Raw genomic sequence first — 24,752 nt, 5'->3', positions numbered from 1 at the left:
GGCCTACGGGGGCCGGGGCTGTCGCGGTGGGGGCAGCTTTTGTTGCGGTTGTTGATGTCCTGTCGTTCACGACGACGTTGAGTGTGGCGGTGGATCTGGGGATTTCCGTGTTGCCGTACCGGTGGCGGGACGGGTCGGCTGCGCGGGTTGCTGCGGAGCAGGACGCGGTGCTGGCGGTGGGGCGTCGGGAGGTGGTGGCGCCGGGGCAGGTGAGTTTGTCGCCGGCGACTTTGCGGGGGGTGTCGGGGGTCGAGCGGCTGGTTTTGCCGTCGCCCAACGGGGCCACGGTGGCTGCGGGGCTGGCTGAAGGTGGCGCCCGGCTGGTCGGGGTGTCGTTGCGGAACGCTGAGGCTGCGGCTCGGTGGGTTGCGCGGCAGGTGGGTGCGGACGACGTCGTTGCGGTGGTGGCGGCGGGGGAGCGGTGGCCGGACAGGTCGTTGAGGCCTGCGGTCGAGGACCTGTGGGGTGCCGGTGCCTTTATCTCTGCTCTGGTCGGGGCGGGGCTGCGGGGGCATTCGATTGAGGCGGGTGCGGCGGTGTGTGCGTACGAGAGTGTGGCCGGGAGCGTGCCCACCGCACTGGGTGATTGTGCGAGTGGGCGGGAGCTGATCGCGCACGGCTTTCCCGAGGACGTGGCGAGCGCGTCCGAGGTGGGGTCGGCCAGTGCCGTGCCGGTTTTGAGTGATGGATGGTTCGTGGCCGCTTCTGACGGTTGAGTACGGATGTTCGGCTGTTCAAACTGCTTGTTGGCGGATTCCTACGTTGGGTGGCTCGTGGCTGGTGGCTCTTGGTGGTGAGGGGTGACAGTGGGGCGTCACGCTGAGTCAGGAGAAATCGATGCGTAAATGGTGGCCGCTCATCACGGTCTGTCTCGGTACGTTCATGCTGCTCATCGACGTCACCATCGTGAACGTCGCGCTGCCGCAGATGGCGACCGATCTGGACACGTCGTTCAATTCGTTGCAGTGGGTCGTTGACGGTTATGCGCTGTCACTGGGGGTGTTGTTGCTCGGTGCCGGGGCGCTGGGTGACCTGTTCGGCCATCGCCGGCTCTACATCGGCGGTCTGGTGGTCTTTGCGCTCGCGTCGCTCGCTTGCGGGCTGGCGACCGACGACGTCGCGCTGATCATCGCCCGGGTGGTGCAGGGTGTCGGCGCCGCGGCGATGTTCACCACGACGTTCGCGCTGCTCAACGGCGCCTACCAGGGGCGTTCGCGGGGAGTGGCCTACGGCGTGTGGGGCGGCGTCTCGGGTGCGGCCGCCGCGATCGGCCCGATCCTCGGCGGGCTGCTCACCGAGTGGCTGAGCTGGCGGTGGATCTTCCTGGTCAACCTGCCGGTCAGCATCGTCGCCGTCGTCCTGTGCCTGACCGTCCTGGCCGCCGATCACGCCGCCCGGAAGGGGCGGTTCGACCTGGCGGGCACGATCACCTTCACCGTTGCCGCGGGCGCTCTCACGCTGGCGGTCATCCGTGCCAACACGACCGGGTGGGGTGCTTTCCAGACCTGGGGCCTGCTGGTGCTCAGTGCCGTGGCGCTGGCGGCGTTCGTGCTGGTGGAACGCCGTAGCGAGCACGCGATGCTGGACCTGGGGCTCCTGCGCAACCGCTCGTTCGTCGGCATTCTGGTGGCGGCTCTGCTGGTGAACTTCGCCGCGTTCGCCGCTTTCACGTACACGTCGATCTGGTTGCAGTCGATCGTGGGTCTGTCGCCGCTGGAGGCCGGGCTCACCGGGCTGCCGATGTCGATCGTCTCCGTCGTCGTCTCCGGGATCGCCGGTGCGAAGCTGCACGGCCGCTCGCCGCGGATCCTGATCGGCGGCGGCATGCTGCTCATCGGCGTGGGCAGTGCCCTCTGCGCGCTGCTGCTCGGCGCGGACTCCAGCTGGCCGGCTCTGATCGCCGGGTACGCGGTGATCGGCGCCGGTGTCGGTCTGGTCATGCCGACACTGGCCGAGTCCGCGATGAGTTCCGTGCCCGCCGCGCGCAGTGGCATGGCGGCCGGGGCGATCACGACCGCACGGCAGCTCGGTTTTGCGATCGGCATCGCCGTGCTGGGCACGGTCTTCGCGTCGCGCGCCGAGTCCCACCTCGGCGACTCGGGCGCACCGGACCCGGCGCAGACGGCTCACGGGCTCGCGGCGGGACAGGCCGGCCGGATCCTCGCGGCGTTGCCCGACGGTCTGCGGTCCACGGTGGACAAGGCGTTGCACGGTGCCGCAGCCGCCGGTCTGGACGCCGGTTTCCTCGTCGCGGCCGGGATCGGCCTGCTCGGCGGTGTCGCCGTGCTGATCCTGGTCCGGCCGGCGCCCCGCCCGGACCTCGTGTCAGCCGACCGGCCCACGGAGTACGCCGCCGTCCACGAGTGACATGGCCTGTTTCATCCGGGCCTGCAGCGGGATCGTCTCGCAGGTACGGATCTCCGGGATCGCGGCCACCTCGGTGGTGAGGTACCGGTACAGCGATTCGGCGTCGCGGCACAGCGCGGTGGCGGTGATGTTGGCCGAGCCGGTGACAGCCGCGGCCCAGGCCAGCTGGCGGTGGTCGGCGAGACGTGCGCCGACCGCCGCCACGTCCGACGGCGCCACGGTGAACCAGAGGTTCGCCACGGCCCGGAAACCGATCAGGGTCACCGCCGCGTCGATGTCGAAGCGGATCGCACCAGCGGCGGTGAGCGCGGTCAGCCGCAGCGCGACCTTGCGCTGGGTCCAGCCGGTGGCGGTGGCCAGGGCGGCGTAACTGGCCCGGCCGTCGTGGGCCAGGGCCGCCAGCAGTGCCCGGTCGCCCGGTTCGATCCGGACGTCCGGCACCGGTGTGCCCGGGACGGGCCACGGGCTGCCCCAGCGCCGGCCCGGCTCGGTGCCCTCCAGGAGCCGGTCGCGGTCGGCGTCGCCGAGCTGGTCGCCGGCCGCGATCCAGTCGGCCTCACCCCGTCCCACGAACGGGTGCAAGACCTGGTGGGCGGTCAGCGACAGCACGTTGGTGGACCGCGGCAGGTGGTGCAGCAGACCCTCACGGACGCCGTGCCGGTCGTCGGTGATGTAGGCCGCGCAGCTCACCTCGACACCGCCGGCGCCGATCGCCACCCAGCTCGTGTCGGCGCGCCGGGCCAGAGCCTCGGCCGTGGCGGTCGCTGTGCCTGGCCGGCAGGTCATCCGCAGAGACCAGGACGTCGTCCCCGGCAGGCGCGACGGCTCGGCCAGCCCGAAGACCCGGACCAGCCCGGCCGAGCGCATCCGCTGGAATCGCCGGGCGACAGTCTGCTCCGACACGCCGAGCACCGCCCCGAGCCGCGCGAACGCCACCCGCGGGGCGATCTGGAGCCCGTGGAGGATCTGCCGGTCCAGCCGGTCGATGGTGGCGGAATCCGTCGTACTGCGCGTGACCACGTCAGAATCCTACGGGCCCGGGTCATCCTTCCCGGTGACCTCCCGGTACGGGGGATGGGCGGCGACAGGTTCGCGATCTTAAGGTCGTTCAATGCCGTTCTGCGGCATTTTTGTGCGCACCTCGGACGAGCGGAGCCGAGCCATGTCTGTCTTCCCTCCCGCCACCCCGGCCGACTTTTTCGAGGAAGGGCCCACCGAACGCCTGGCATCGGCCGGATCGAGCGGCCCCGCCGAACCGGCCCCGCGCCGCGGTGTGGTCTTCGCCGTGCTGATGGCCCTGCTGTCTCTGCTCGTCTCCGCCGGCTCGGGCCTGATCGCCTGGCGTGCCCTCGGCCGTGCCGAACAGGCCTATCACCGCGCGCCCCCGGTGTCGTCGGCGCCGGTCACGACCTACGCCGACGAGGCCCTGCGGGTCCAGGGCGGCTGCGGCACGACCACCCTCGTCGACCTCGACGAGCCCCGCGTGAACGTGCCGTCCGCCGGCGCGGACCTGCGCTATCAGGGCGCCTGCGGGCAGGCGGTGCCGCAGCTGGCGCTGGGAGCGGGCGCGCTGGCGGGCAGCAGACCCGGATACGCGGACGGCTGCGGCGAGGCGGTCCGCAGCCGGCCGATCAGCCACCTCGCCACCTCACCGGCGAGCAAAGGGCTGATTCTCTGCGTCCTCACCCGGGCTGCCTCTCCCACCGCCGCCGGGGCCACGGGCGTACGGCTGGTCCGGGTCCAGGTCACCGAGGTGACCGGCGACGGCACCGCCTACCTCCGCGCGACCTCGTGGCCGGCCGCGGGTTGACCAGGCCTCAGCCCTGCAGCCGGGGGTTGCTGATGATGACCACGCCGCCCGGCTTGTGGCAGCCGACCACCAGGGAGAGCTCGGTGGCGCCCTTGATGCGAGCCGTGATGGGGCCACCGGGTGTATTGGTCCTGCCGGTCCAGGCGGTCAGCTCCTCGGTGATCACGGTGTCGTCGATCTGGCGGGTCCCGGCGCTGATCCGCAGCTGCACGTCGTCGGGTCTCTTCGCCTCGGCCCAGCCGCTGACGTCGGCGGTGAAGGTGCGGTAGCGACCGTCCACGTTGTACTTCAGCTCCCGGGACTGGTCACCGGTCTGATTGCTGGGGCACTCCACGACCAGAGCGTCCGGATAGGACGCGGGATCGAGGGTGTCCGGCAGCTCGCCGGCCGTCCCCGCGATGCGTTCGACACCGGTGAGCAGATCGCCGGTGACACCCGCCGCGGGCGGGGCGGGTCCTGCTGACGTCACCGCCGGGGTCGCGACAGCGGGAGCCGCGGGTGCGGTGGCCGACGGCGGTGCGGCCACCTGCTTCTTGTCGTCCTTCTTGTCGTCGTCGTTGTACTGCCAGCCGAAAAAGCCGATGAGCAACGCGGCCACGGCCGCGAACGCGGCCAGAGCGTCCGACCAGCTTCCGCGCTCGAACGGCATCCACCAGCGTCGTCGCCTACTTTGTGTACCGCTGCTCGTGCTTTCGGTCACCGGCACTCACCTTAATCATCGATATCGCTGTGCCCGGCACTGGAATAACGTCCGGTTGCGCGCCGATCGAGTGTTGCGTGAGTCAAAGCGCAATAACTAGGTGAATCAACCGTTCCGCCATCGATTGCAACCTTTATGCTGAGTCGACTGGAGCCAGTCATGACCGCACCGCAGCCGCCTGTCCGCCGTTCCGGAAAACTCGCCATGGCCGTCGCTTTTCTGGCCGTGTTGGTGGCCGTCGGATCGCTCGGCGTCGCGGGCTGGGCCGTGCACCGGGCCAACGTCGCCGTCGCCGCCTCGGAACGGCTGACGGTCGCCGCTCCCGCCGCCGGTCAGCCGACCCCCGAGCCGCCCGCGGTCGAATCGGCGGCACCCGCGCCTTCGCCGACGACCGAGGCGTCCACCGAGACCTCTACCGGGGAGGAGTCGGGTGGCGAGGCGCCGACGCTGAGCCCGACCGCCGTCTTCACCGTTCAGTACGAGAAGCGGAAGCTGAGCGTGCAGATGCCCGCCAATCGCTGCAGCTCGCGTTCGATAGATCTTGACGAGCCTCAGCTCGACGTCGGCGGGTACACCAACGACCTCGAGGTCAAAGGCACCTGCAGCGGCACGATGACCTTGAACTTCGGTCAGGGAGTGTCCGGCGCGGCCGACGCCGAGGACCTGTCGACCACGCCGAAGGCCTGCAACGAGCGCATTCAGCTCAGTGCGCTCCCGCGGGACGAGCCGCTGCCGCTGCGCAAGGGCCAGGTGCTCTGCGTGCGGACCTCGTCCGCGCAGGCGAAGACCCTCGGCATCAGTCAGAAGATGACCCTGGTGAACGTCACGGGCGTCGGCGCGACCGGCCTGGTGACCCTCGAGGTGACCGCCTGGAACGTGCCGGTGTGAGGCGGGCCGCCTGAGCCGATGAGGCCCGGTCGCCGTGGGCGCGGGGCGTAGCTGACACAATGTCGGATGCGCCCCGTGAACCCTGTGAGGAGAAGTTTCCGTGATCCGTACCCATAACGCCGGCAGCTTGCGCGCGAGCCACGCCGGTCAGACGGTGACGCTCGCCGGGTGGGTCGCCCGCCGGCGCGACCACGGAGGCGTCATCTTCGTCGACCTGCGCGACGCCTCGGGTGTCGTCCAGGTGGTCTTCCGCGAGGAGGACGCCCACGCGCTGCGCAACGAGTTCTGCGTCAAGGTCACCGGTGAGGTGACGCAGCGCCCGGACGGCAACGAGAACCCCGACCTGCCGACCGGCGCCGTCGAGGTCACCGCCAGTGAGCTGGTCGTGCTCTCCGAGGCCGCGCCGCTGCCGCTGCCCGTCGACGACGCCATCACGGCCTCCGACGACCTGCGCCTCAAGTACCGCTACCTGGACCTGCGGCGCAGCGGCCCGTCGAACGCCCTCAAGCTGCGCAGCCGGGCCAACCAGATCGCCCGTGAGGTCCTGCACGCGCACGACTTCAACGAGATCGAGACGCCGACCCTGACCCGGTCGACCCCCGAGGGTGCCCGCGACTTCCTGGTCCCCGTCCGTCTCCAGCCCGGCTCCTGGTACGCCCTGCCGCAGTCACCGCAGCTGTTCAAGCAGCTGCTGATGGTCGCGGGCATGGAGCGGTACTACCAGATCGCCCGCTGCTACCGCGACGAGGACTTCCGCGCCGACCGGCAGCCGGAGTTCACCCAGCTCGACATCGAGATGTCCTTCGTCACCCAGGACGACATCATCGCCCTGGGCGAGGAGATCGTCGTCAAGCTCTGGGGTGAGCTCGCCGGCTACCAGGTGCAGACGCCGATCCCGCGCATCACCTGGACCGACGCCATGAACAGGTACGGCTCCGACAAGCCCGACCTGCGGTACGGCGTCGAGCTGACCGAGCTGACCACCTACCTGACCGGCACCGCGTTCCGTGTCTTCGCCGGTGCGATCGACGCCGGCGGTTACGTCGGTGCGGTGGTCATGCCCGGTGGCGCCTCGCAGACCCGCAAGGAGCTCGACGGCTGGCAGGACTGGGCCAAGGCGCGTGGCGCCCGCGGCCTGGCGTACGTCGTGCTCGACGCCGAGACCGGTGAGGCACGCGGCCCGGTCGCCAAGAACCTCTCCGCCGAGCACCTGGCCGGCCTGGGTGACGTGGTCGGCGCCAAGCCCGGCGACGCGATCTTCTTCGCCGCGGCCACCGAGCGGCGTGAGGCGCAGGAGCTGCTCGGCGCGGCCCGCATCGAGATCGCCAAGCGGTCCGGCCTGATCGACGAGTCGACCTGGGCGTTCTGCTGGGTCGTCGACGCGCCGATGTTCGAGAAGACGGACGAGGGCGGCTGGACGGCCGTGCACCACCCGTTCACCTCCCCGAACGACGAATGGCTCGACAAGTTCGAGTCCGCGCCCGACCAGGCGCTGGCCTACGCGTACGACATCGTCGTGAACGGCAACGAGATCGGCGGCGGCAGCGTCCGTATCCACCGCGGTGACGTGCAGAGCCGGGTCTTCGACCTGCTCGGCATCACCCCGGAGGAGGCGCAGGACAAGTTCGGCTTCCTGCTCGACGCGTTCAAGTACGGCCCGCCGCCGCACGCCGGCATCGCCCTGGGCTGGGACCGCACCTGCATGCTGCTCTCCGGCAACGAGTCGATCCGCGAGGTCATCGCCTTCCCGAAGACCCGCGGCGGCTTCGACCCGCTGACCAGCGCGCCGACCCCGATCACCACCCAGCAGCGCCTCGAGGCCGGCATCGACGCCAAGCCGAAGGCACCGGCCGCTACGCCCGGCACCGACGGCGTCGCAGTCCCGGTCGAGCCCTCCAACTGATGAACGCGCTGGTCGTCGGCGCGAGCGGTCACCTCGGCGGTGAGGTGGCGCGGCTCGCGTCGGCGGCCGGAACGTCCACCACCGGCTCCGGCGGCTGGTCCCGCCTGGACATCACCGACCGCCGGGCGGTCCTCGATCTCTTCGCCTCGGTACGCCCGCAGTACGTGATCAACACGGCGTACCGGGCGAGCAGCTGGACGATCTGCGCGGACGGCGCGGCCAATGTGGCCCTCGCCGCGGTGGCGGTGGGAGCCCGGCTCGTCCACGTCTCCTCCGACGCGGTGCACGGTGGTCGCCCCACCCCGTACCTCGACGACGACGCGCCGACGCCCGTGTACCCGTACGGTGCGGCGAAGGCAGCGGCCGAGACGGCCGTCGCCGCGATCGACCCGGCAGCGGTCCTGGTCCGCACCTCACTGATCATCGGCGACGAGCGCAGCGCGCAGGTCCGCCTGGCCCTGGATCTGACCACGGGCCGCAAGCAGGGCGCCCTCTTCACCGACGAGGTGCGCTGCCCGATCGACGCGACCGACCTGGCCGCGGCCATCGTGGAGCTGGCGTCCTCCGATTACGCAGGCCTGATCAACGTCGCCGGTCCGGAGGTGCTCACCCGGGCCGAGCTCGGCCGCCTGATCGCGGTCCGGCACGGCCTCGACCCGGCGACCGTGCCGACCTGCACGATCGCCGAGTCGGGAATGGGCCCGCGCCCCGCCGACATCCGGCTGGACAGCACCCGGGCTGTGGGCCTGCTCGAGACTCGGATCCGTGGTGCCGCCGAGGCGCTAAGCGTCGCGTAACCGCACGAGCAGACCGCCCGCGAGCAGCGCGGCGGCGGCCCACGCGGCCAGCACCGCCAGACCGCGCCACGGGCTGATCGGCAGGGTGTCGAGGCCGGTCGTGGCCTGGACAGCCAGGCCCGCGGCCATCGGGCCGATCTGCTGCAGGTGCCGCTGGAAGTCCGGGTCGGTGGTGGCCAGCCCGAAGATCGGGAAGACGTAGAGCAGGCCGAGCACGGCACCGACCGCCGCGGCCGGATCACGGACGGCGGTGGCGACGCCGAGCGCGAGCAGTCCGATCAGGCCGAGGTAGAGCACCGAGCCGCCGGCCGCCCGCAGAACCGTGCCGTTGCCGAGGCTGAGCGGCAGCAGCCGCGCACTGATGATCAGCGCGGCGGCGACAGCGATCGCGGCGGTGACCACCACCACGCCGGTGACGATCAGCGCCTTGGCGGCCAGGACGGTCAGCCGCCGGGGGACAGCGGCGAACGTCGTGCGGATCATTCCGCTGCTGTACTCACCGCCGACCACGAGTACGGCCAGGATCGCCACCACGGCCTGCCCGAGCTGAACGCCGGTGAGGTTCACCTTGGCAACGTCCACTGTGCAACCGGTGTCCGGACAACCGGTCACCGCGGCCGCCAGGACACTGACGCCGGCCGTCGCCACCACCATCGTGATCAGCAGCCAGGCCGTTCCGGGTGTTGTCCACACCTTGGTCCACTCACTTCTCACCACCCGCCTCATGCGTCTCTCCGGCGGAGCACGATCGTGGCGGCGGTGAGGGCGAGGGCCGTCCAGGCGGCCAGGACCGCGAGACCCGCCCACGGCGGCAGCGGGAAATAGCCGTTCGCCGGCAGGTAGAAGTTCTCCACCTGCGGATAGCGGGGTGCCGTCCCCTGCAGGGCGAAGGCCGCCGCCGGTGTCACCCGCAACAACCACTCCGCCGCGACCGTGGGCAGCACGGTCAGGGCGAGCAGGTACGGCAGGACGATCACCACGATGCCGGTGGTGACCGCGGTGAGACTGCGCCGCAGCACCGTGCCCAGCGCCAGGGACAGCAGTGCCGCCCCGGCCAGCAGGGCCCCGGTTCCGGCGATGACCCGGACCTCGGCGGCGGTCGACACCGGGTGCAGGTAGACGCCGTTCGCCCGCAGCACCCGCTGACCGGCGACGACCACGATCACCGCGGCGACCGTACCGACGGCAAATGTCGTCCCGCCGAGCACGACGGCCTTGGCGGCGACGACCCGTCCACGCCCCGGCATGGCGGCAAAACTGGTGCGGACGAGTCCGCTGCGGTACTCCGCCGTCATGACCATCGCACCGAGCACCACCACGACGATCAGGCCCGCGAAGGTGCCCGTCAGGGTCTGGCTGATCGTGGTGCCCAGGCCCGCGAGGCCCGAGACGGCGGGTGCGATGTCCCCGCTCCCGGTCACGCTGACCTCCCCGGTCGCCGGGTCGCCGTCACCGGCCGAGCCGTCGTCGCCGCCGACTGCGGTCCTCGTCCACGGCCCGTTCCGCCACGCGCCGCGCAGGGTGATGCTGTCGAAGGTGCCCGTGGCGAAGCTGGGCCCGCCCGTCGCATCGGTCATGCCGACACCGTTGCGGCTGAGCCACGTGTGCTGCGGTGACGTCGCGAACAGCCCCACCTCCGCGGTCGCGGGCAGGCCGTCCAGCCGGACGGTGCCGACAGTGGTCCAGCTGGTCCCGTCGGGCGATTGTTCGCCGGTGATCGCCGGGCCGCTGCGGGTCAGCCTCAGCCACTCCGCCCGGTCCGCACCGGCCCGGTCGTGGACAAAATCGTGCTGCATCCGGACCCCGTGGGCACCCGTCAGCATGACCGCGGCATAGGTCGAGCCTGCGCTCGTGCCGTCCTTGATGATCAGCCCCGCCTTGGCCCACGGCGCCAGCCCGGGTTCGCCGCCGGCACCGGGTCCGGCCTGGCGTGGCGATCCGCCCTCCTTCTCTTCCCGCCCGTCCGGCCGGGGCGGCAGCAGACCCGTCAGCGCTCTCACCCGTACCGTGAGGGTCCCGTCCCCGGTGAGCGGGCGATGCACCAGGCCGAAGCGGTCCACGACCTCCTCACCGCCAGGCCCGACGGGCAGCACACACTCGGATCCCGGCCCGTTGCGACCGCAGGACCCCTGCCCACCGGCGAGCAGGCCGAGACCGACGACGGCCGCGGCCGCGACGACCAGAGCGATCATCCAGCCGCGGACCGTGCGCAGCTTGGTCCACTCCGCGTGCAGCAGTTTGATCATCGTGTGGTCTCCGTTCCGGTGGCCCGGAACTCGACCGCGTCCCGGGTGAGCTCGAGGTAGGCCTGCTCGAGGCCGGTCCGCCCGGTCAGCAGCGCGGCCATGCTCTGATCGGCGATGACCCGGCCGCGGCCGACCACGACCACGTGATCGGCGGTGCCCTGCAGCTCGCTCATCAGGTGCGTGGAGAGCAGCACCGCGCGGCCCTCGGCGGCCAGCGCCCGCAGGAAGCCGCGCATCCAGACGATGCCCTCCGGATCCATGCCGTTGAACGGCTCGTCGAGCATCAGCGCGGGTGGATCACCGAGCATCGCGGCGGCGATCCCGAGCCGCTGCTTCATCCCGAGCGAGAAGCCGCCGGCCCGCCGCCGGGCGACCTGACCCAGCCCCGCCTGCTCGATCACCTCGTCGACCCGGGCGGCGCCGAGCCCCTGCGAGTGCGCCAGCCAGAGCAGATGGTTGCGGGCCGTGCGGCCCGGCTGCAGCGCGCCCGCATCGAGCAGCGACCCGAGGCGGCGCAACGGATCACGCAGCTCCCGGTACGCCCGCCCGCCGACGAGCGCGGTCCCGGCGTCGGCCCGGTCCAGTCCCAGGACGACCCGCATGGTGGTGGACTTCCCGGCGCCGTTCGGCCCGATGAACCCGGTGACCTGCCCCGGCGGCACCGTAAAGGTCATCCCGTCGAGGGCGACTGCCGGCCCGAACCGTTTCTTCAAGCCGTCGACAACAATGCTGGTCTCGTTCATGGGGTGAAGGTCTACGCAGGTCCCGGTGTCAGCACGGTGCCCGCGGCTGACACCGCACTGTCACCTCCGGCCTGGCATCGTGAGGTGATGCGCGTCCTGGTCGTCGAAGACTTCGAGATCCTCGCCCGTACCCTCGGCACCGGCCTGCGCCGCGAGGGCATGGCGGTCGACGTGGTCCTCGACGGCCCCGACGCCCTCGACCACCTGGCGGTCACCCGGTACGACGTGGTGGTGCTCGACCGCGACCTGCCCGGCGTGCACGGCGACGAGATCTGCCGCCGGATCGTCGCCGGTGACTCCGGCAGCCGCGTCCTGATGCTCACGGCCGCGAGCACGGTCAAACAGCGCGTCGACGGCCTCGGCCTCGGCGCCGACGACTACCTGCCCAAACCGTTCGACTTCGCCGAACTCGTCGCCCGCATCCGCGCGCTGGGCCGCCGCCCCTCGACGTCCCTGCCCCCGATCCTGGAAAGCGGTGACCTGATCCTGGACCCCAGCCTGCGTACGGCCTCACGGGCCGGCCGCCGCCTGGACCTGAGCCCCAAGGAGTTCGCCGTGCTGGAACATCTCCTGGCCGCCCAGGGCCGCCTGGTCCCGGCCGAGGAGTTGCTGGAGAAGGTCTGGGACGAGGCCGCCGACCCGTTCACCACGGCCGTCAAGACCACGATCCGCCGCCTCCGCACCAGACTCGGTGACCCACCGGTGATCCACACCGTCCGCGAGGCCGGCTACCGCATCGGCCCCCGATGACCGCCCGCCGCCGCCTCCGCACCCAGCTGACCCTGCTCTACGCGGTGCCGTTCCTGGTCTCGGGCGCCCTCCTGCTGACCATCCCGATCCTGCAGACCCGCCAGACCGCACCGGTCGGCACGGTCCTGCCCGCGGAACCCGTCCGAGTCGCCGACGCCGGCGACCACGTGTCCCGCCTGGTCGCCGTCTCGGGCCTGGGCCTGGCCATCATGGGCCTGGTCTCCCTGATCCTCGGCTGGGTGATCGCCGGCCGCTTCCTCCACCCGCTCCGCACGATGACCGCCACGGCCCGCGACATCTCCGCCAGCAACCTCCACCGCCGCCTCGGCCACACCGGCCGCAACGACGAATTCACCGAACTGGCCGCCACCCTGGACGACCTCTTCGCCCGCCTCGAAGCCTCCTTCACCTCCCAGCGCAACTTCGTCGCCAACGCCTCCCACGAACTCCGCACTCCCCTCACCGCCGAACGCACCCTCCTCCAGGTCGCCCTGGCCGACCCGAACGCCACCGTGGACGGTCTCCGCACGGTCTGCCGCGACGTCCTGGACCTGGGCGTGGCCCAGGAACGCCTCGTCGACGCGCTCCTCACCCTGGCCAGCAGCGAACAGGGCCTCGAACACCGCACCCCCTTCGACCTCGCCGACCTCGCCGCCGAGGTGACGGCGTCCCGGGCCGCGGAAGCCCGCCGCCGTGGCCTCACCCTGACGACGGAGCTGGCCCCGGCCCCGGCCTCCGGCGACCCCAGCCTGGTGGTGAGCCTGATCGCCAACCTGGTCGACAACGCCCTGCGCCACAACACCTCCCAGGGCCACCTCGCCGTGACAACGACGACGTACGACGGCTTCTCCCGCCTGACGGTCTCGAACACGGGAGCGGTCATCCCACCGGCCGAAGTGGATCGTCTCTACGAGGCTTTCCAGCGCCTGAGTCCCCAGCGTCTCCACGCCGGCGCCGGGCACGGTCTGGGCCTCGCGATAGTCCGTGCCATAGCCGCCGCCCACTCCGCCACCATCACCACCACCCCGCATCTCGAAGGTGGGCTCACCATCGAGATCCGCTTTCCCGCCGAGCGACCGTAGGGTCGCGCCCGCTCATTCGCCGGCGATCAGGTCGGTGGCGTTGTCGGCTGCGGCGAGGAGGAGCGGGTCCGGGGCGCGGGTCCAGGCTTCGATCGCCGCGTCGGCGAACTTGATCGCGTGCGCGTCGCCGGACTCGACGGCGCGTTGCAGCACCGATTCCGGGTCCGTCGGGACCGGCACGTAGGCGCGCGGAGTTGGAGGCGCATAGGCCGCCGTGACCGCCGCGGTGGCGGCCCAGGCTGCGGCCAGGCTCGGCCCGTGCAGGGCGGGTGGGAGCACCGGCAGGGTCCGCAGCACCGCCGCCGGTGCGGTGGCGGCGTGGACCAGGAGCACCGGGTTTCCGTACCCGTGGATCGTGTGGTTGTGGATCGCGGCCGTGACGATGGCAGCGAGGCGGGCTTCGACGGGCTCCTGCGCAGAGCCGGGGACGGCGCCGGCGGCTGAGGGCCAGCCGGGCAGGTCGGCGAGCTGGGCCAGGCGGGAGCGGATGCCGGAGCGCTGGTCGGGGATGCGGGGGAGGGCGTCGAGGGCCGACCGTGGGTCCGAACGCGGGTACGGCCCGGAGCCGGCCGGCGACAGTGGTTGCCAGCGGGCCGCCCAGTACGCGAGGCCCTGCCCCAGCTCGGTCACCCGCTGGCCGGTCTCCTCGGCGAGCAGGGCGCGCACGGCATGGCCGACGCGGATCACGCCGTGGGTGGCGCCGGCGGCGATGCCGGGGAGCAGGCGTGGCCACCAGAGGGTGAGCACGTCGCGCCACGGGGCGGTGTGGACGGCGTGGTCGAAGAAGGCGAGCCAGTCGCCCGTACGCACGGGGTCGCCGAGGGGTTCGCGCCACTCGTCGGCCGGGATGGGTGCGATGCCGCGGGGTGTCTCGTCGAGGCGGCGCTCGTAGGAGTCGATCCAGCAGTGCACCTCGGCGGCGCGGCCGTGGTGCACCAGGGACTCCGCGGCCATCGGGCCGTGGTTGGACAGCCAGCCGTCGTGCTCGGGGCCGGTGCCGCTCAGGCGCTGCAGTGCTTCGTCCAGAATTCCGGTCATCGGTGCAGCGTGCGGGTTGAAGCGAGGTTGAGGTCAAGGGGTTGTGGCGCAGGGACCATGATGGGCCCGTGGGCATCGCGAAGGACCTGGAGCAGTTGCCGTTCTGGCGGCAGAACAGCCGGGGTGAGCACCGGTGGCCGTCCGCGCTGGCGATCGCCGCGATGATCGGGCTGCAGCTGGCCCTGCCCGACCGGTACAGCGTCGTCGCGTGGTGGGTGCTGCCCGGCTTCGAACTGGTCATCATCGTGCTGCTGTTCGGGATGGACCCGGGCCGGGTGAAGAGGCGCACCCCGGTGTTGCGCCGGCTCAGCCTGTCGCTGATCGCGGTCGCCAGTCTCGGTACGGCGTGGGCGGTCGTCCGGCTCGTCCAGGACATCGCCACCGGGCACGGGACGGGCAGCGCGGGCCAGCTGCTCAGCACCGGCGGGATGATCTGGCTGATCAACGTGCTGACCTTCGCCGTCTGGTACTGGGAGCTCGACCGCGGTGGGCCCGCCGAGCGTGCGGCCGGCAGTGACCCGTACCCGGATTTTCTGTTCCCGCCGATGACTTCGCCGGGGATGGTGCCGACGGACTGGCGCCCGCAGTTCGCCGACTACTTCTATCTGGCGTTCACCAACGCGACGGCGTTCAGCCCGACGGACACGTTGCCGCTGTCGCGGTGGGCGAAGATCGCGATGCTGCTGCAGTCGGCGATCTCGCTGGTCACGGCGGCTCTGGTGGTCGCCAAGGCCGTCAACGCCCTGGGTTGAGCAGCCGCATCGCCGGGTCCTTCGTGCGTTCGAAGCCCAGCGACGCGTAGACCCCTTCGCCGTCGGGAGTGGCGCGGAGGTCGACCACGGTGATGCCGCGGTGGGCGTACCAGTGGATCAGCGCGGCCATGCAGGCGCGGGAGTAACCGCGGCGCCGGTATTGCGGGTCGGTCGCGACGTTGTAGACGTAACCGCGCAGGCCGGTGGGGTCGCGGGGGCCCGGCAGCCGCTCGTCGATCGCGCCCACGACGCAGCTCGCGAGCCCCGGGCCGTCCGGCCGGTCGACGACAAACGCGGCCACGAGATCTCGCGGATCCGTGAGCTGCCGTTCCAGGATCTCGCGGCCCGGCTCCAGCCAGGGACCACTCGATCCGATCATCACGGTACGCAGGCGCATGAGCTCCCGGGCATCATCGGCGCCCGCACGACGGGTATCGACCACGCCGGCGATTGTTGCACAGAAGCGTTGCACAATTTCTGTGCACAACTATTGTGTAACTCATGGAGCCCACCCAGGTAACCCTCGACGCGAAGCAGATCCGGGTCCTCGCGCACCCTCTGCGCGCCCGCCTGCTCGGCCGTTTGCGTCTCGACGGGCCGGCGACCGCCACCCGGCTGGCTGAGGTGCTCGGCACCAACACCGGCGCGACCAGCTATCACCTGCGGCAGCTCGCCGACGTCGGCCTCGTCCTGGACGAGGAGGGTGCCGGCAAGGGGCGCGAGCGCTGGTGGCGCGCGGCTCACGACTACAGCAGTTGGCGGCGCGACTCCTTCGCCGGTGATCCGGACGCCGTCGCCGCGGCCGACTGGCTCGACAGCAACGCCCTGCGGTTCCTCGTCGACCGCGTCGAGCGCTGGCAGCGCGTCCGCGCCGACGATTCACCCGAGTGGCGGGCCGCCTCCGGCTTCTCCGACTACATGATCAATCTCGGCACCGAGCAGCTCAACGCCCTGATGGACGAGCTCGACGCGACCGTCGAGCGATACCGGGCGCTCAGCGAGTCGGCGCCGGCCCCGGACGCCCGCCAGGTCCTGATCTACCTGTACGGCGTACCGAGAGTGGAGGAGTCGTCATGAGCGCCCTCACCGCGCCGCAGGTGCGCCGCCGTTTCCTCTGGCTGATCGCCCTGCGCTGGCTCCCCGTAGGACTGATGATCCCGATCACCGTCCTGCTCCCGCTGGACCGCGGCCTGACGCTCGCGCAGTACGGCTCGGCCGCCGCGCTGCAGGGCATCCTCGTCCTGTTGCTGGAGCTCCCGACCGGTGGCCTCTCGGACGCGATCGGCCGCCGCCCGGTCCTGCTGCTCGCCGGTGTGGTCGAGATCGGCGCCCTGACCCTGCTGACCTTCGCCGACACGGTTGTGCTCTTCCTGATCTTCTACACGCTGCAGGGCGTCTACCGCGCGCTGGACAGCGGCCCGCTCGACGCCTGGTACGTCGACCAGTCACTGGCCGCCGACCCCGGCGCCGACATCGAGACCGGGCTCAGCCACAGCGGCGTTGTCCTCGGCGTGGCCGTCGCAGCCGGTGCGCTGCTGACCGGCGGCATCGTGGCACTCGGCCCGTACGGACCGGTCGCGGCCCTGACCATGCCGGTCTTCGTCGCCCTGGGCCTGCAGGTCGTCTCCTTCGCCGCCGTCGTTCTGCTGATGACCGAACACCGTCCCCGCCGCGGCCTGGTCGCCCTGGCCGAATCCGTACGCGGGGTGCCGGCGGCGATCGGTGGCGCGCTCGGACTCCTGCGCCGGTCCCGGATCATCGTCGCGCTCGTCGCCGTCGAGATCTTCTGGGGCTTCGGCATGGTCGCCTTCGAGAGCCTGATGCCGGTACGCCTGGCCGAGGTGGTCGGCAACACCGATCACGCCTCGGCACTGATGGGCCCGGTCGGGTCGGCCGGCTGGCTGGCCTCGGCCCTGGGCGCCGCCCTGATCCCGCTGCTGTCCCGCCGCATCGGTGCGCCGTGGACCGGCTTCGCACTGCGCATCCTGCAGGGTGTGACAGTGGTCGGCATGGCCCTCTTCGCCGGGCCGGTCGGCGTCATCGCGGCCTACCTCGTCTGTTACACCGTCCACGGTGCCTCGTCACCGGTGCACATGGGTCTGCTGCACCGGCAGGTCGAGGGGCCGTACCGCGCCAGCCTGATCTCGCTGAACTCCATGGTCGCCCAGCCGGCCGGCGCCCTCGGACTGGTCACACTGACCGCGATCGCCTCCGCGGCGACCCTCCCGGTGGCGCTGCTGGTCGGCGCGGTGATGCTCGCCCTGGCCGCCCCGCTCTACCTGGTGGCCCGCGGCAACAGCCCGGCCCCGGCGCCCGCCACCCCACCGGCGGAAATGACTCCCGCACCCTGAAGGCAGTCGGCCATAGAGCGATGTCAACAGTCGAGTTTACGCACGACCACCCCGGGGGTATCAGCCGTCACAAGTGCTCTCATCCCCCCGGAGGAACCCCATGCTTGCCATCGCCGCCGCGATCGTCTTCGGTCTCTGGCTCCTGCTCGACCTCTTCGACACCAACCTCGGCGCCCCCGACCTGTTCAACTTCTCCACCATGGCCTCGCTCGGCCTGCTGCTCCTCTCGCTCTACCTGGCCGGCGTGGGCAGCGGCCCGCGTGGCGGCTCGGGCTCCGGCAGCAGCGGCCGCCGGTTCTACGGCCGTCGCCCCGGCCGCGGCTGATCCCCCGATTTCGGTACACGGCCCGCCCATCGGTGCATTTCCGGCACACGAGGGCGGGCCGGTACTGTCGTTGCCGATGGAATCCGACGGACTGTTTTCCCTGAACGAGCCGGGCGGTGTCCGCACCGCGCCCCCGGCCGGTGCGGTGTCCGCGGGCTTCACCACCTGGTCGGCCGACTCGCCGCTGCCGGTGCGCATGCGCCCCGCGGGCATCGACGAGCTCGTCGGCCAGCAACACCTGCTCGCCCCCGGCGCACCCCTGCGGCAGCTCGTCACCGGCACCACGCCGATGTCGGTGATCCTCTGGGGCCCGCCCGGCACCGGCAAGACCACGATCGCCCACCTCGTCGCCGGCGCCACCGACCGCAAGTTCGTCGCCATGTCGGCGCTGACCGCCGGGGTCAAGGACGTCCGCGCGGTGATCGACACGGCCCGGCGCGAACGCCGCGCCGGCGGCCCGCCGACCGTTCTCTTCATCGACGAGGTCCACCGCTTCAGCAAGACCCAGCAGGACTCCCTGCTCGCGGCGGTCGAGGACCGCACGGTGACGCTGCTCGCCGCGACCACCGAGAACCCCTACTTCTCCGTCATCTCCCCGCTGCTCTCCCGCTGCGTGCTCCTCACCCTCCGCGCCCTCGACGAGGACGACGTCCGGCAGCTCATCCGCCGCGCGGTCACCGACCCCCGCGGCCTGGGCGGCGCCGTCACCCTCACCCCCGAGGCCGAGGAACACCTGGTACGCCTGGCGAGCGGCGACGTCCGCAAAGCCCTCACGGCGCTGGAAGCCGCAGCCGGATCCGCCGCGGCCCAGGGCGTGACCGACATCGACCTGGCCACAGCCGAAAAAGCCGTCGACGTGGCCGCGGTCCGCTACGACCGCGACGGCGACGCCCACTACGACATCACCAGCGCGTTCATCAAGAGCATGCGCGGCTCCGACCCCGACGCGGCCCTGCACTATCTGGCCCGGATGCTCGTCGCCGGCGAGGACCCCCGCTTCATCGCCCGCCGCATCGTGATCTTCGCCAGCGAGGACGTCGGCATGGCCGACCCCCAGGCGCTCCTGGTCGCCACCGCGGCCGCCCAGGCGGTCCAATCGGTCGGCCTCCCCGAAGCCCAGCTCAACCTGGCCCAGGCCGTCGTCCACCTGGCCACCGCCCCGAAATCCAACAGCGTGACCACCGCCCTGGGCGCCGCCATGGCCGACGTCCGCGCAGGCCGCGGCGGCGCGGTCCCACCCGCCCTGCGCGACGCCCACTACCAGGGCTCACGTGGCCTTGGTCACGGCAAGGGCTACCGCTATCCACACGACGACCCCAAGGGTGTTGTTAGGCAGCAGTATGTGCCGGATGATCTGATCGGCGCGGACTACTACAACCCGACGGACCACGGCGCGGAACGTGCGGTCGGCGAGCGGTTGCCCCGCTTGCGCAGAATCGTCCGAGGCCCGGCCTACACCGGCCCTCCACCCTCGGGCGGGAACGGCCCGGGTTCGGGTGGGAAAGGTCCGGCTTCGGCTGGGAGTGGCTCGGCTTCGGGCGGACCAGCTTCGGCCGGGGGTGGCTCGGCTTCGGCTGGGTCGGTCTCGGCCGGGAGTGGTTCGGCTTCGGCTGGGGGTGGCTCGGCTTCGGCTGGGTCGGTCTCGGCCGGGAGCGGCTCGGGTTCGGCGGGTAGCGGTGCGGCTGCGGCCGGTCCGGGCGGGAGCGAGCCGGGTGGCTCGCCCTCGGGTGGGAGTGGTTCTGGCGTTGATGACGTCAGCAAGGCGAAGGGTCCGTCGACCGGCGGGCCGGAAGTGAACGACAGCGGCGCAGCCGCCGGAGAGGACCAGCCGTGAGCAGGCGCGGTGCCGACAGGCCCGACGACGACGCCGACCAGCGCGAACAGGCAGGCCGGAGCCGGCGCCTGTTCGGCCGCGGCCGGCCGGAGCCGGTCGAGCCCGTCGAGGTGCCCCGCGAGGAGACCGGCTGGCTCGACGAACTGCGCACCGCCAAGCAAGAGCGCTCGGCCATCGGCCCGGGTGGCAGCGCCGAGGGCCGCACCAGCAAGAGCGGCCGCCGCGCTCCCGGCCCGGACGACCCGGTCGACGACGACTCACCGTTCCCGGCCGCGCCCCGGTCCCCGGCGCCGCCATCGTCGGCGCCGATCAGCGGCGATCGTGCGCCGGGCTGGCAGGCGGGGTCGGGCGAGCATGCCACCGGTGCGTGGCAGTCGCCGCCCGGTCAAGCTGCTCCCGGCCGCCCGGGTCAAGCCGTGCCCGGTCGTGCGGCGCCCGGCCAACCGGCACCCGGCCAACCGGCACCCGGTCGTGCGGCGCCGGGTCAGGCCGGTCGGGCGGCTCCGGGTCAGGCCACGTCTGGTCGTCCCGCTCCCGGTCAGCCCGTGTCAGGTCATGCTGCGGCTGGTCAGGCTGTGCCTGGTCGTCCTGGCCCGGGTCAGCCCGCGTCCGGTCACGCGGCGCCCGGCCAGGCCACGTCCGGCCGTCCCGGTCCGGTTCAGGGTCAGCCCGGATCTGGTCAGGCCATGCCTGGTCGTCCAGGTCCTGGTCAGCCTGGGTCTGGTCAAGCTGCGGCTGGTCAGGCCGTTCCTGGTCGTCCCGTTCCTGGTCAGCCCGCGTCCGGTCATGCTGCGGCTGGTCAGGCCGTGCCTGGTCGTCCTGGTCCGGGTCAGCCCGCCTCCGGTCATGCTGCTGCTGGTCAGGCCATGCCTGGTCGTCCAGGTCCTGGTCAGCCTGGGGCTGGTCATGCTGCGGCTGGTCAGGCTGTGCCTGGTCGTCCCGGTCCGGGTCAGCCCGGGCCCGGTCACGCGGCGCCTGGTCAGGCCACGTCCGGCCGTTCCGGTCAGGGTCAGGCCGTGCCTGGTCGTCCGGCTCCTGGCCAGCCCGTTTCCGGGCAGTCGATGCCGGGCCAGCCAGTGCCAGGTCAGCCCGTGCCGGGTCAGCCTGCGACTGGTCGTTCTGTGCCTGGTCAGGCCATGTCCGGACAGGCTGCGCCGGGTCAGGCGCCGCCGCGGCGGGGTGGTGTCCCGGAGGAGACCACTGGCCGGCATGCGCCTGTCGATCGCAGTGAGCCGGGGATCCGGCCTGCCGGTCGCCGGGCCGCCGGTGTGCCCGTTCCGGATCCGGCTGATCCCGCCACGCCTGGTCATGGGCGCCGGCAGATCGATCCTGGGCAGGTCGGTGGTCGTGCGCCGTCCGGGTCCTTCCCGACGATCAGCCCCACGTCGGCCGTGCCCGCGTCGGGGAATGCTCCCGCGGTTCCGCCGGCGGGTCCCGTGTCACCCGGCCGGCCTGTCAGCCCTGCCCCCGGTGGACGCCGGGGTGCGGTACCGCCCGCCGAGGCGGGTCCGCTGCCCGGCCGTCCGGTCTCGCCGGCGCGGCATCAGGCCGACTTCGATCCCGGTCGTCCGGGGGAGCAGATCGGTCGTCCCGGGCCGGGTGAGGCCGGTTATGCGCCGGGCCGTCCGACGCCCGGTCCCGGTCAGCCAGGTTATGTGCCGGGTCGTCCGGTGTCCGGCAGCCCCGACGGTGAGCCGTCCGGTTACATCGCGGGTCGTCCGGCGCCCGGGCAACCCGGCACCGAGCAGCCGGGTCGTTCCGGTGAGCAGACCGGTGGTCGCAGGGGCCGGCGGGCCCGGGCCGAAGAGCCCGACCAGACCGGTGCGGTTCCCGCACGCGGTGGTCACGCGGCTCCGGAGACGACCGGCGGTCACGCCGCGCCCGACCAGGTCGGCGGTTTTGCGGCCGGCCGGGGTGGCGCGCGATCCGGTGGCGGTGCCAGCCGTCCCGTGTCGGCGGTGCCGGTCGAGTCGTTCGGCTCGCGCAACGCACCTTCCGCGCATGCTCGCCCCGACGGAAGTCCCGAGCCGGGTGGGCGGCACGGCCGTTCCGATGCCGGGCAGCACACCGGCCCCGTTCCGCCCGCGGGTCGGGCCGGTACTCACGGCGCCGACGACGAGCCCGGCACCGGTCCGGTAGGACGCGGTGCTCCGAGCCCCCGGGGCCGCGGTGCCGCACCCGATCCGGCCGGGCGCGGTGTTCCGCCGGGTCCCGCCCGGGCCACCGCTGCCGTGGTGCCACCGGTGGTCCCGGGGCGTGAGGGCGTGCGAACGCCTGCCGTTCCGGGTCGTGCGGGCGCCATGGCCGGTAGTACCTCCGGTGTCATCGGCACGACCGGTCAGATCGCCCGCGCCGGTGAGGCGGCGGCCCGTGCGGCTGCCGGTCGTGGCACCGGTCGTGTGGCCCGTCCCGGCCAGCCGGGACGTCCCGGCCAGCAGCAGCCCGGCCAGCAGCAGCCCGGCCAGCAGCAGCCCGGTAACCAGCAGCAGCCGGGTCACCAGCAGCCCGGCCCCAACCAGCAGGTCGCGCCCGGTCAGGGCGGTGTGGCCCGCCCGGGTCGGCCCGGCGCCGGCCAGCCCGACCCGAACCAGCCCGGCCGAGGCCGGCGCGGTCCCAACCAGCCCGGCCCCAATCAGCCCGGCCCGAACCAGCCCGGCCCCGGACAGGCCGGCCGAGTCCAGCCCGGCCCTGGACAGGCCGGCCGAGTTCAGCCGAATCCCGGTCAGCCGGGTGTCGCAACGCCGGGCGTAGCTCGTCCCGGTGCCGGCCAGCCCGCTGCTGGTCAGCCGGGTGGCTTTGCCGGCCCCGGCGCGCCCGAGGCGTTCAGCGGTCCGGGCCGGCGAGGTGCCGCTCAGATCGAGAGCGGCCAGCACAGTGCCGGGGCGCCGGTTCGTCCGGCTCTTGGTCAGCCGGGCGGTCCCGGTCGCAACCAGAACGATCCCAGCAGCCTGGCCGGCGTGGGTAACCCGCCGCGTCCGGGTCAGCCGAGCGGCCTGCCGATCCGGCCGGGAAGCCCCGCGCCCGGTGGTCCGCCGCGGCACGGAGGCGCGGACGACGAGGACTTCACCGGCGGTTTCGGTGCGGCCGGCCGTCCCGTCCGTCCCGGTAGCCCCGCGCCTGGTGGTCCGCCGCGGCACGGCGGTGGTGACGGCAACGACGATTTCACCGGTTCGCGGCCGACCAGCCTCGGTGACACCGGCCAGCCCGTCCGTGGCGTCGGCGCTGTGCCGCCGGTCCGGGGTACGGGTGCGGTCGTTCCCGGTCGTGGGACGGGAACGGTTGTTCCCGGTCGCGGCGCGGGTGACGGCCGGGCCGTTCAGCCGATCTCTCCCGGCCGGGACACCCCGGACGCCCCGCAGAGTCGTGGCGGCGCTGACGTGCTGCCCGGTCGCGGCACCGGCGCCATCCCGCCGGGCCGGAACACCGGCGACATCCCCGGCCGCGGCGCCGCCGAGGTACCCGGTCGAGGTGCGGCTGAGGTGCCGGGCCGTGGTGCGGCCGAGGTGCCGGGCCGTGGCGCAGCTGAAGTTCCAGGCCGTGGTGCAGCTGAGGTGCCGGGCCGTGGTGCGGCCGAGGTTCCGGGCCGTGGCGCAGCTGAAGTTCCGGGCCGTGGTGCGGCTGAGGTTCCGGGCCGTGGTGCAGCCAGGGTCCCGGGTCACGGTACGGCCGACGCAGGCCGCCCCGACCAGCCGAGCCGAGGCGCCGCGGAGGTTCCCGGTGTCGCCAAGGGCCGCGGTGCTGCCGCAGTGCCCGGGCGTGCGAGCGTCGACGCCGCGGGCCGGGCCGAGGTGCCGGGTGCCGGGGGCGACGAGCCGGTGCGGGGCACGGGGCAGGTCACACCACCCGGACGGGTGAAGGCGGCCGCTGCTGTGGCCGTACCGTCGGTGGGGGAGAGCTTGCGGCCCGCGGCCGTGGAGGAAGCGGAGACGCCGGGCGGTCTGCTGGGGTCGGCCGCCGAGCTGCGCACGCAGCTGCGCGAGAAGCGCAAGCTGCGGGTCATCACACTGGTCACGCTGAGCGTGATCGTGCTCGGACTGCTTCCGTTGATCTTCGGGATCCGGTCCGCGACGCGGGATCCGGTCTTCAACTCGCTGGACGCGCTGAGCGTGCCGACCTGGGCCGACAAACGTGTCGAGGATCGCAGCAGCGGCAGCCGGTGGTGTTTCCTCGACTGCCGGTTCCGGGAGCGTACGGCCCAGTCGGACCGCCCCTTCGAGGAGACCGACAAGGTCTACTCGGAGGCCCTGACCACGGCCGGGTGGAAGGTCCGGGGCGGTGAGTGCGCGGATCAGCCCAAGACGTCCGGAAAGTACACCTGCTGGACGCGGGACGAGTTCACTCTGGACCTGTGGGTCCGCCTGCCCGAATGTGCCGTCGACGCCCTGGCCGCGCAGGATCCGGCGTCGTTGCCGTCGACCGGTCCGGACGGCGTGGTGGAGACGGTCGACCCGGCGACGTGCAAGGGGTCCACGGTCAGCATCAAGGTGCAGAACGCGATCACCGACCAGCGGGGCAAGCCCGAACCGGCCGTCGACCCCTCGCTGATCGGGGAGACGCCGGACCCCGTGCTGACGAACGATCCTCTCCTGGAGCCGACACCCTCGGCGTCGTGAAGCGCTCGGCGGTGACTGACGGTAGGGTCTGCACGTTGTCACGCTGTGAGGGCATCGTGAGTAGAGGAGACGCAAGAAGATGGACGTAACCGCCGGAGAAATCGCAGGCCTGATCGCGGCGGGCGCGTTTCTGATGCTCGTGCTGGTGCTCGCCGTGCCGATTCTCAAGCTGCGGCACACCGTTGACGCCGCCACGCAGGCCATCAACGACCTGAACGACCGGACCGGCCCGCTGCTGGGCAACGTCACCGAGACGGTGGAGAACGTCAACACCGCGCTGGGTCAGGTCCAGGTCTCTTTGGACGGTGTGAACGTGCAGCTCGCCAAGGTCGACACGATGACGGAGCACGCGCAGAACGTGACCGCGAGCGTCGCGAACCTGGCCACCGTGGTGTCCGCCGCGGCCGCCAACCCCCTGATCAAGGTCGCCTCGTTCGGCTACGGCCTGCGCAAGGCCGCCTCCGCACGGCGCAGCGCCGAGGACGAGCGCGAGGTCCGCGCCACCCTCAAGCAGCGCCGCAAGGCCGCCCGCGCGGCCCGCTGATCATTCTTA

General features: G+C 72.3%; 24 protein-coding genes. 15 read left to right on the top strand and 9 right to left on the bottom strand.

Going from position 1 to position 24,752, the window contains the following annotated elements:
• Positions 1-26 precede the first annotated feature (26 nt).
• Positions 27-716: a 2-phosphosulfolactate phosphatase gene (locus AFR_RS30985; RefSeq protein ID WP_238547157.1), complete on the top strand. Its 690-nt coding sequence runs from the start codon at positions 27-29 to the stop codon at positions 714-716.
• Positions 717-837: 121 nt separating this feature from the next.
• Positions 838-2,367, top strand: a complete 1,530-nt coding sequence (locus tag AFR_RS30980; RefSeq protein ID WP_023560761.1) for an MFS transporter — start codon at positions 838-840, stop codon at positions 2,365-2,367.
• Here AFR_RS30980 and AFR_RS30975 read toward each other — a convergent pair.
• Complete coding sequence (locus AFR_RS30975) at positions 2,326-3,387, bottom strand: Lrp/AsnC family transcriptional regulator (protein ID WP_023560760.1); 1,062 nt, start codon at positions 3,385-3,387, stop codon at positions 2,326-2,328. The genes AFR_RS30980 and AFR_RS30975 overlap by 42 nt on opposite strands.
• Positions 3,388-3,529: 142 nt before the next feature.
• Here AFR_RS30975 and AFR_RS30970 point away from each other — a divergent pair, with 142 nt between their 5' ends.
• Entirely contained in the window at positions 3,530-4,177 is a 648-nt protein-coding gene (locus AFR_RS30970; RefSeq protein WP_023560759.1) for a hypothetical protein, read from the top strand.
• Between the two features lie 7 nt (positions 4,178-4,184).
• On the opposite strand, the gene AFR_RS30965 is transcribed toward AFR_RS30970, so the two are convergent.
• Positions 4,185-4,826, bottom strand: a complete 642-nt coding sequence (locus tag AFR_RS30965; protein ID WP_023560758.1) for a hypothetical protein — start codon at positions 4,824-4,826, stop codon at positions 4,185-4,187.
• A gap of 210 nt (positions 4,827-5,036) precedes the next feature.
• Between AFR_RS30965 and AFR_RS30960 the strand changes: the two genes are divergently transcribed.
• The 3 genes from AFR_RS30960 to AFR_RS30950 all read left to right on the top strand — a co-directional run bounded on the left by AFR_RS30960 (position 5,037) and on the right by AFR_RS30950 (position 8,465).
• Positions 5,037-5,765, top strand: coding sequence for a hypothetical protein (locus AFR_RS30960; protein ID WP_148308116.1), 729 nt, complete (start codon positions 5,037-5,039; stop codon positions 5,763-5,765).
• A 100-nt stretch (positions 5,766-5,865) separates the two neighbouring features.
• On the top strand, positions 5,866-7,668 hold the full coding sequence (gene aspS, locus AFR_RS30955) for an aspartate--tRNA ligase (protein ID WP_023560756.1): 1,803 nt from the start codon (positions 5,866-5,868) through the stop codon (positions 7,666-7,668).
• Positions 7,668-8,465 (top strand): SDR family oxidoreductase, encoded by a 798-nt coding sequence (locus AFR_RS30950; RefSeq protein WP_023560755.1) that lies wholly within the window; start codon positions 7,668-7,670, stop codon positions 8,463-8,465. Before aspS ends, AFR_RS30950 begins: the two co-directional genes overlap by 1 nt.
• Here the strand turns inward: AFR_RS30950 and AFR_RS30945 are convergent.
• From AFR_RS30945 to AFR_RS30935, 3 genes are read right to left on the bottom strand one after another with little or no spacing between them, the layout of a single operon-like run.
• Positions 8,451-9,191, bottom strand: coding sequence for an ABC transporter permease (locus tag AFR_RS30945; protein WP_041841269.1), 741 nt, complete (start codon positions 9,189-9,191; stop codon positions 8,451-8,453). The genes AFR_RS30950 and AFR_RS30945 overlap by 15 nt on opposite strands.
• Positions 9,188-10,711 carry a DUF1349 domain-containing protein gene (locus tag AFR_RS30940; RefSeq protein ID WP_023560753.1) on the bottom strand — a complete coding sequence of 508 codons (1,524 nt, stop codon included), beginning with the start codon at positions 10,709-10,711 and terminating at the stop codon, positions 9,188-9,190. The genes AFR_RS30945 and AFR_RS30940 overlap by 4 nt, the downstream gene beginning before the upstream one ends.
• The gene (locus AFR_RS30935) at positions 10,708-11,454 is read right to left on the bottom strand and encodes an ABC transporter ATP-binding protein (RefSeq protein ID WP_023560752.1); all 747 of its coding nucleotides are present in this window, start codon (positions 11,452-11,454) and stop codon (positions 10,708-10,710) included. Before AFR_RS30935 ends, AFR_RS30940 begins: the two co-directional genes overlap by 4 nt.
• A gap of 87 nt (positions 11,455-11,541) precedes the next feature.
• On the opposite strand from AFR_RS30935, the gene AFR_RS30930 reads away from it, so the two are divergent.
• A complete protein-coding gene (locus AFR_RS30930) occupies positions 11,542-12,204 on the top strand; it encodes a response regulator transcription factor (RefSeq protein WP_023560751.1) in 663 nt (220 codons plus the stop codon).
• Entirely contained in the window at positions 12,201-13,286 is a 1,086-nt protein-coding gene (locus AFR_RS30925; protein ID WP_023560750.1) for a sensor histidine kinase, read from the top strand. Before AFR_RS30930 ends, AFR_RS30925 begins: the two co-directional genes overlap by 4 nt.
• Before the next feature lie 12 nt (positions 13,287-13,298).
• Here the strand turns inward: AFR_RS30925 and AFR_RS30920 are convergent, their stop codons facing one another.
• Positions 13,299-14,324 (bottom strand): questin oxidase family protein, encoded by a 1,026-nt coding sequence (locus tag AFR_RS30920; protein ID WP_023560749.1) that lies wholly within the window; start codon positions 14,322-14,324, stop codon positions 13,299-13,301.
• Positions 14,325-14,392: 68 nt separating this feature from the next.
• Between AFR_RS30920 and AFR_RS30915 the strand changes: the two genes are divergently transcribed.
• Positions 14,393-15,076, top strand: coding sequence for a DUF1345 domain-containing protein (locus AFR_RS30915; protein ID WP_023560748.1), 684 nt, complete (start codon positions 14,393-14,395; stop codon positions 15,074-15,076).
• On the opposite strand, the gene AFR_RS30910 is transcribed toward AFR_RS30915, so the two are convergent.
• Positions 15,060-15,518: a GNAT family N-acetyltransferase gene (locus AFR_RS30910; protein WP_041841268.1), complete on the bottom strand. Its 459-nt coding sequence runs from the start codon at positions 15,516-15,518 to the stop codon at positions 15,060-15,062. The genes AFR_RS30915 and AFR_RS30910 overlap by 17 nt on opposite strands.
• Before the next feature lie 59 nt (positions 15,519-15,577).
• Here AFR_RS30910 and AFR_RS30905 point away from each other — a divergent pair, with 59 nt between their 5' ends.
• The 4 genes from AFR_RS30905 (at position 15,578) to AFR_RS30890 (ending at position 19,586) form a co-directional block, all read left to right on the top strand.
• The gene (locus AFR_RS30905; RefSeq protein WP_023560746.1) at positions 15,578-16,153 is read left to right on the top strand and encodes a helix-turn-helix domain-containing protein; all 576 of its coding nucleotides are present in this window, start codon (positions 15,578-15,580) and stop codon (positions 16,151-16,153) included.
• A complete protein-coding gene (locus AFR_RS30900; RefSeq protein ID WP_023560745.1) occupies positions 16,150-17,427 on the top strand; it encodes an MFS transporter in 1,278 nt (425 codons plus the stop codon). The genes AFR_RS30905 and AFR_RS30900 overlap by 4 nt, the downstream gene beginning before the upstream one ends.
• Before the next feature lie 100 nt (positions 17,428-17,527).
• Entirely contained in the window at positions 17,528-17,752 is a 225-nt protein-coding gene (locus AFR_RS30895; protein WP_023560744.1) for a hypothetical protein, read from the top strand.
• A gap of 76 nt (positions 17,753-17,828) precedes the next feature.
• Positions 17,829-19,586, top strand: coding sequence for a replication-associated recombination protein A (locus AFR_RS30890; protein ID WP_023560743.1), 1,758 nt, complete (start codon positions 17,829-17,831; stop codon positions 19,584-19,586).
• Between the two features lie 548 nt (positions 19,587-20,134).
• Here the strand turns inward: AFR_RS30890 and AFR_RS44145 are convergent.
• Both AFR_RS44145 and AFR_RS48505 read right to left on the bottom strand, forming a co-directional pair.
• On the bottom strand, positions 20,135-20,797 hold the full coding sequence (locus AFR_RS44145) for a hypothetical protein (protein WP_148308115.1): 663 nt from the start codon (positions 20,795-20,797) through the stop codon (positions 20,135-20,137).
• A 228-nt stretch (positions 20,798-21,025) separates the two neighbouring features.
• Entirely contained in the window at positions 21,026-23,245 is a 2,220-nt protein-coding gene (locus AFR_RS48505) for an RHS repeat domain-containing protein (RefSeq protein WP_023560741.1), read from the bottom strand.
• Positions 23,246-23,332: 87 nt separating this feature from the next.
• On the opposite strand from AFR_RS48505, the gene AFR_RS30875 reads away from it, so the two are divergent.
• Both AFR_RS30875 and AFR_RS30870 read left to right on the top strand, forming a co-directional pair.
• On the top strand, positions 23,333-24,199 hold the full coding sequence (locus AFR_RS30875; RefSeq protein ID WP_023560740.1) for a hypothetical protein: 867 nt from the start codon (positions 23,333-23,335) through the stop codon (positions 24,197-24,199).
• A 79-nt stretch (positions 24,200-24,278) separates the two neighbouring features.
• On the top strand, positions 24,279-24,743 hold the full coding sequence (locus AFR_RS30870; RefSeq protein ID WP_023560739.1) for a DUF948 domain-containing protein: 465 nt from the start codon (positions 24,279-24,281) through the stop codon (positions 24,741-24,743).
• The last annotated feature ends 9 nt before the right edge of the window (positions 24,744-24,752 follow it).

Source organism: Amorphoplanes friuliensis DSM 7358, assembly GCF_000494755.1.
Taxonomy (GTDB): Bacteria; Actinomycetota; Actinomycetes; order Mycobacteriales; family Micromonosporaceae; genus Actinoplanes; species Actinoplanes friuliensis.
The sequence above is the reverse complement of the archived record's forward strand: the minus strand, read 5'-3'. Positions and strand labels throughout refer to the sequence as shown.

Excerpts from the sequence above, each read along its gene's own strand:
- AFR_RS30980 (WP_023560761.1), top strand. The coding sequence starts at position 838 with ATGCGTAAATGGTGGCCGCTCATCACGGTCTGTCTCGGTACGTTCATG.
- AFR_RS30970 (WP_023560759.1), top strand. The coding sequence starts at position 3,530 with ATGTCTGTCTTCCCTCCCGCCACCCCGGCCGACTTTTTCGAGGAAGGG.
- AFR_RS30965 (WP_023560758.1), bottom strand. The coding sequence starts at position 4,826 with ATGCCGTTCGAGCGCGGAAGCTGGTCGGACGCTCTGGCCGCGTTCGCG.
- AFR_RS30960 (WP_148308116.1), top strand. The coding sequence starts at position 5,037 with ATGACCGCACCGCAGCCGCCTGTCCGCCGTTCCGGAAAACTCGCCATG.
- AFR_RS30950 (WP_023560755.1), top strand. The coding sequence starts at position 7,668 with ATGAACGCGCTGGTCGTCGGCGCGAGCGGTCACCTCGGCGGTGAGGTG.
- AFR_RS30945 (WP_041841269.1), bottom strand. The coding sequence starts at position 9,191 with ATGAGGCGGGTGGTGAGAAGTGAGTGGACCAAGGTGTGGACAACACCC.
- AFR_RS30940 (WP_023560753.1), bottom strand. The coding sequence starts at position 10,711 with ATGATCAAACTGCTGCACGCGGAGTGGACCAAGCTGCGCACGGTCCGC.
- AFR_RS30935 (WP_023560752.1), bottom strand. The coding sequence starts at position 11,454 with ATGAACGAGACCAGCATTGTTGTCGACGGCTTGAAGAAACGGTTCGGG.
- AFR_RS30930 (WP_023560751.1), top strand. The coding sequence starts at position 11,542 with ATGCGCGTCCTGGTCGTCGAAGACTTCGAGATCCTCGCCCGTACCCTC.
- AFR_RS30925 (WP_023560750.1), top strand. The coding sequence starts at position 12,201 with ATGACCGCCCGCCGCCGCCTCCGCACCCAGCTGACCCTGCTCTACGCG.
- AFR_RS30920 (WP_023560749.1), bottom strand. The coding sequence starts at position 14,324 with ATGACCGGAATTCTGGACGAAGCACTGCAGCGCCTGAGCGGCACCGGC.
- AFR_RS30905 (WP_023560746.1), top strand. The coding sequence starts at position 15,578 with ATGGAGCCCACCCAGGTAACCCTCGACGCGAAGCAGATCCGGGTCCTC.
- AFR_RS30900 (WP_023560745.1), top strand. The coding sequence starts at position 16,150 with ATGAGCGCCCTCACCGCGCCGCAGGTGCGCCGCCGTTTCCTCTGGCTG.
- AFR_RS30895 (WP_023560744.1), top strand. The coding sequence starts at position 17,528 with ATGCTTGCCATCGCCGCCGCGATCGTCTTCGGTCTCTGGCTCCTGCTC.
- AFR_RS30890 (WP_023560743.1), top strand. The coding sequence starts at position 17,829 with ATGGAATCCGACGGACTGTTTTCCCTGAACGAGCCGGGCGGTGTCCGC.
- AFR_RS44145 (WP_148308115.1), bottom strand. The coding sequence starts at position 20,797 with ATGCCGGCCAGTGGTCTCCTCCGGGACACCACCCCGCCGCGGCGGCGC.
- AFR_RS30870 (WP_023560739.1), top strand. The coding sequence starts at position 24,279 with ATGGACGTAACCGCCGGAGAAATCGCAGGCCTGATCGCGGCGGGCGCG.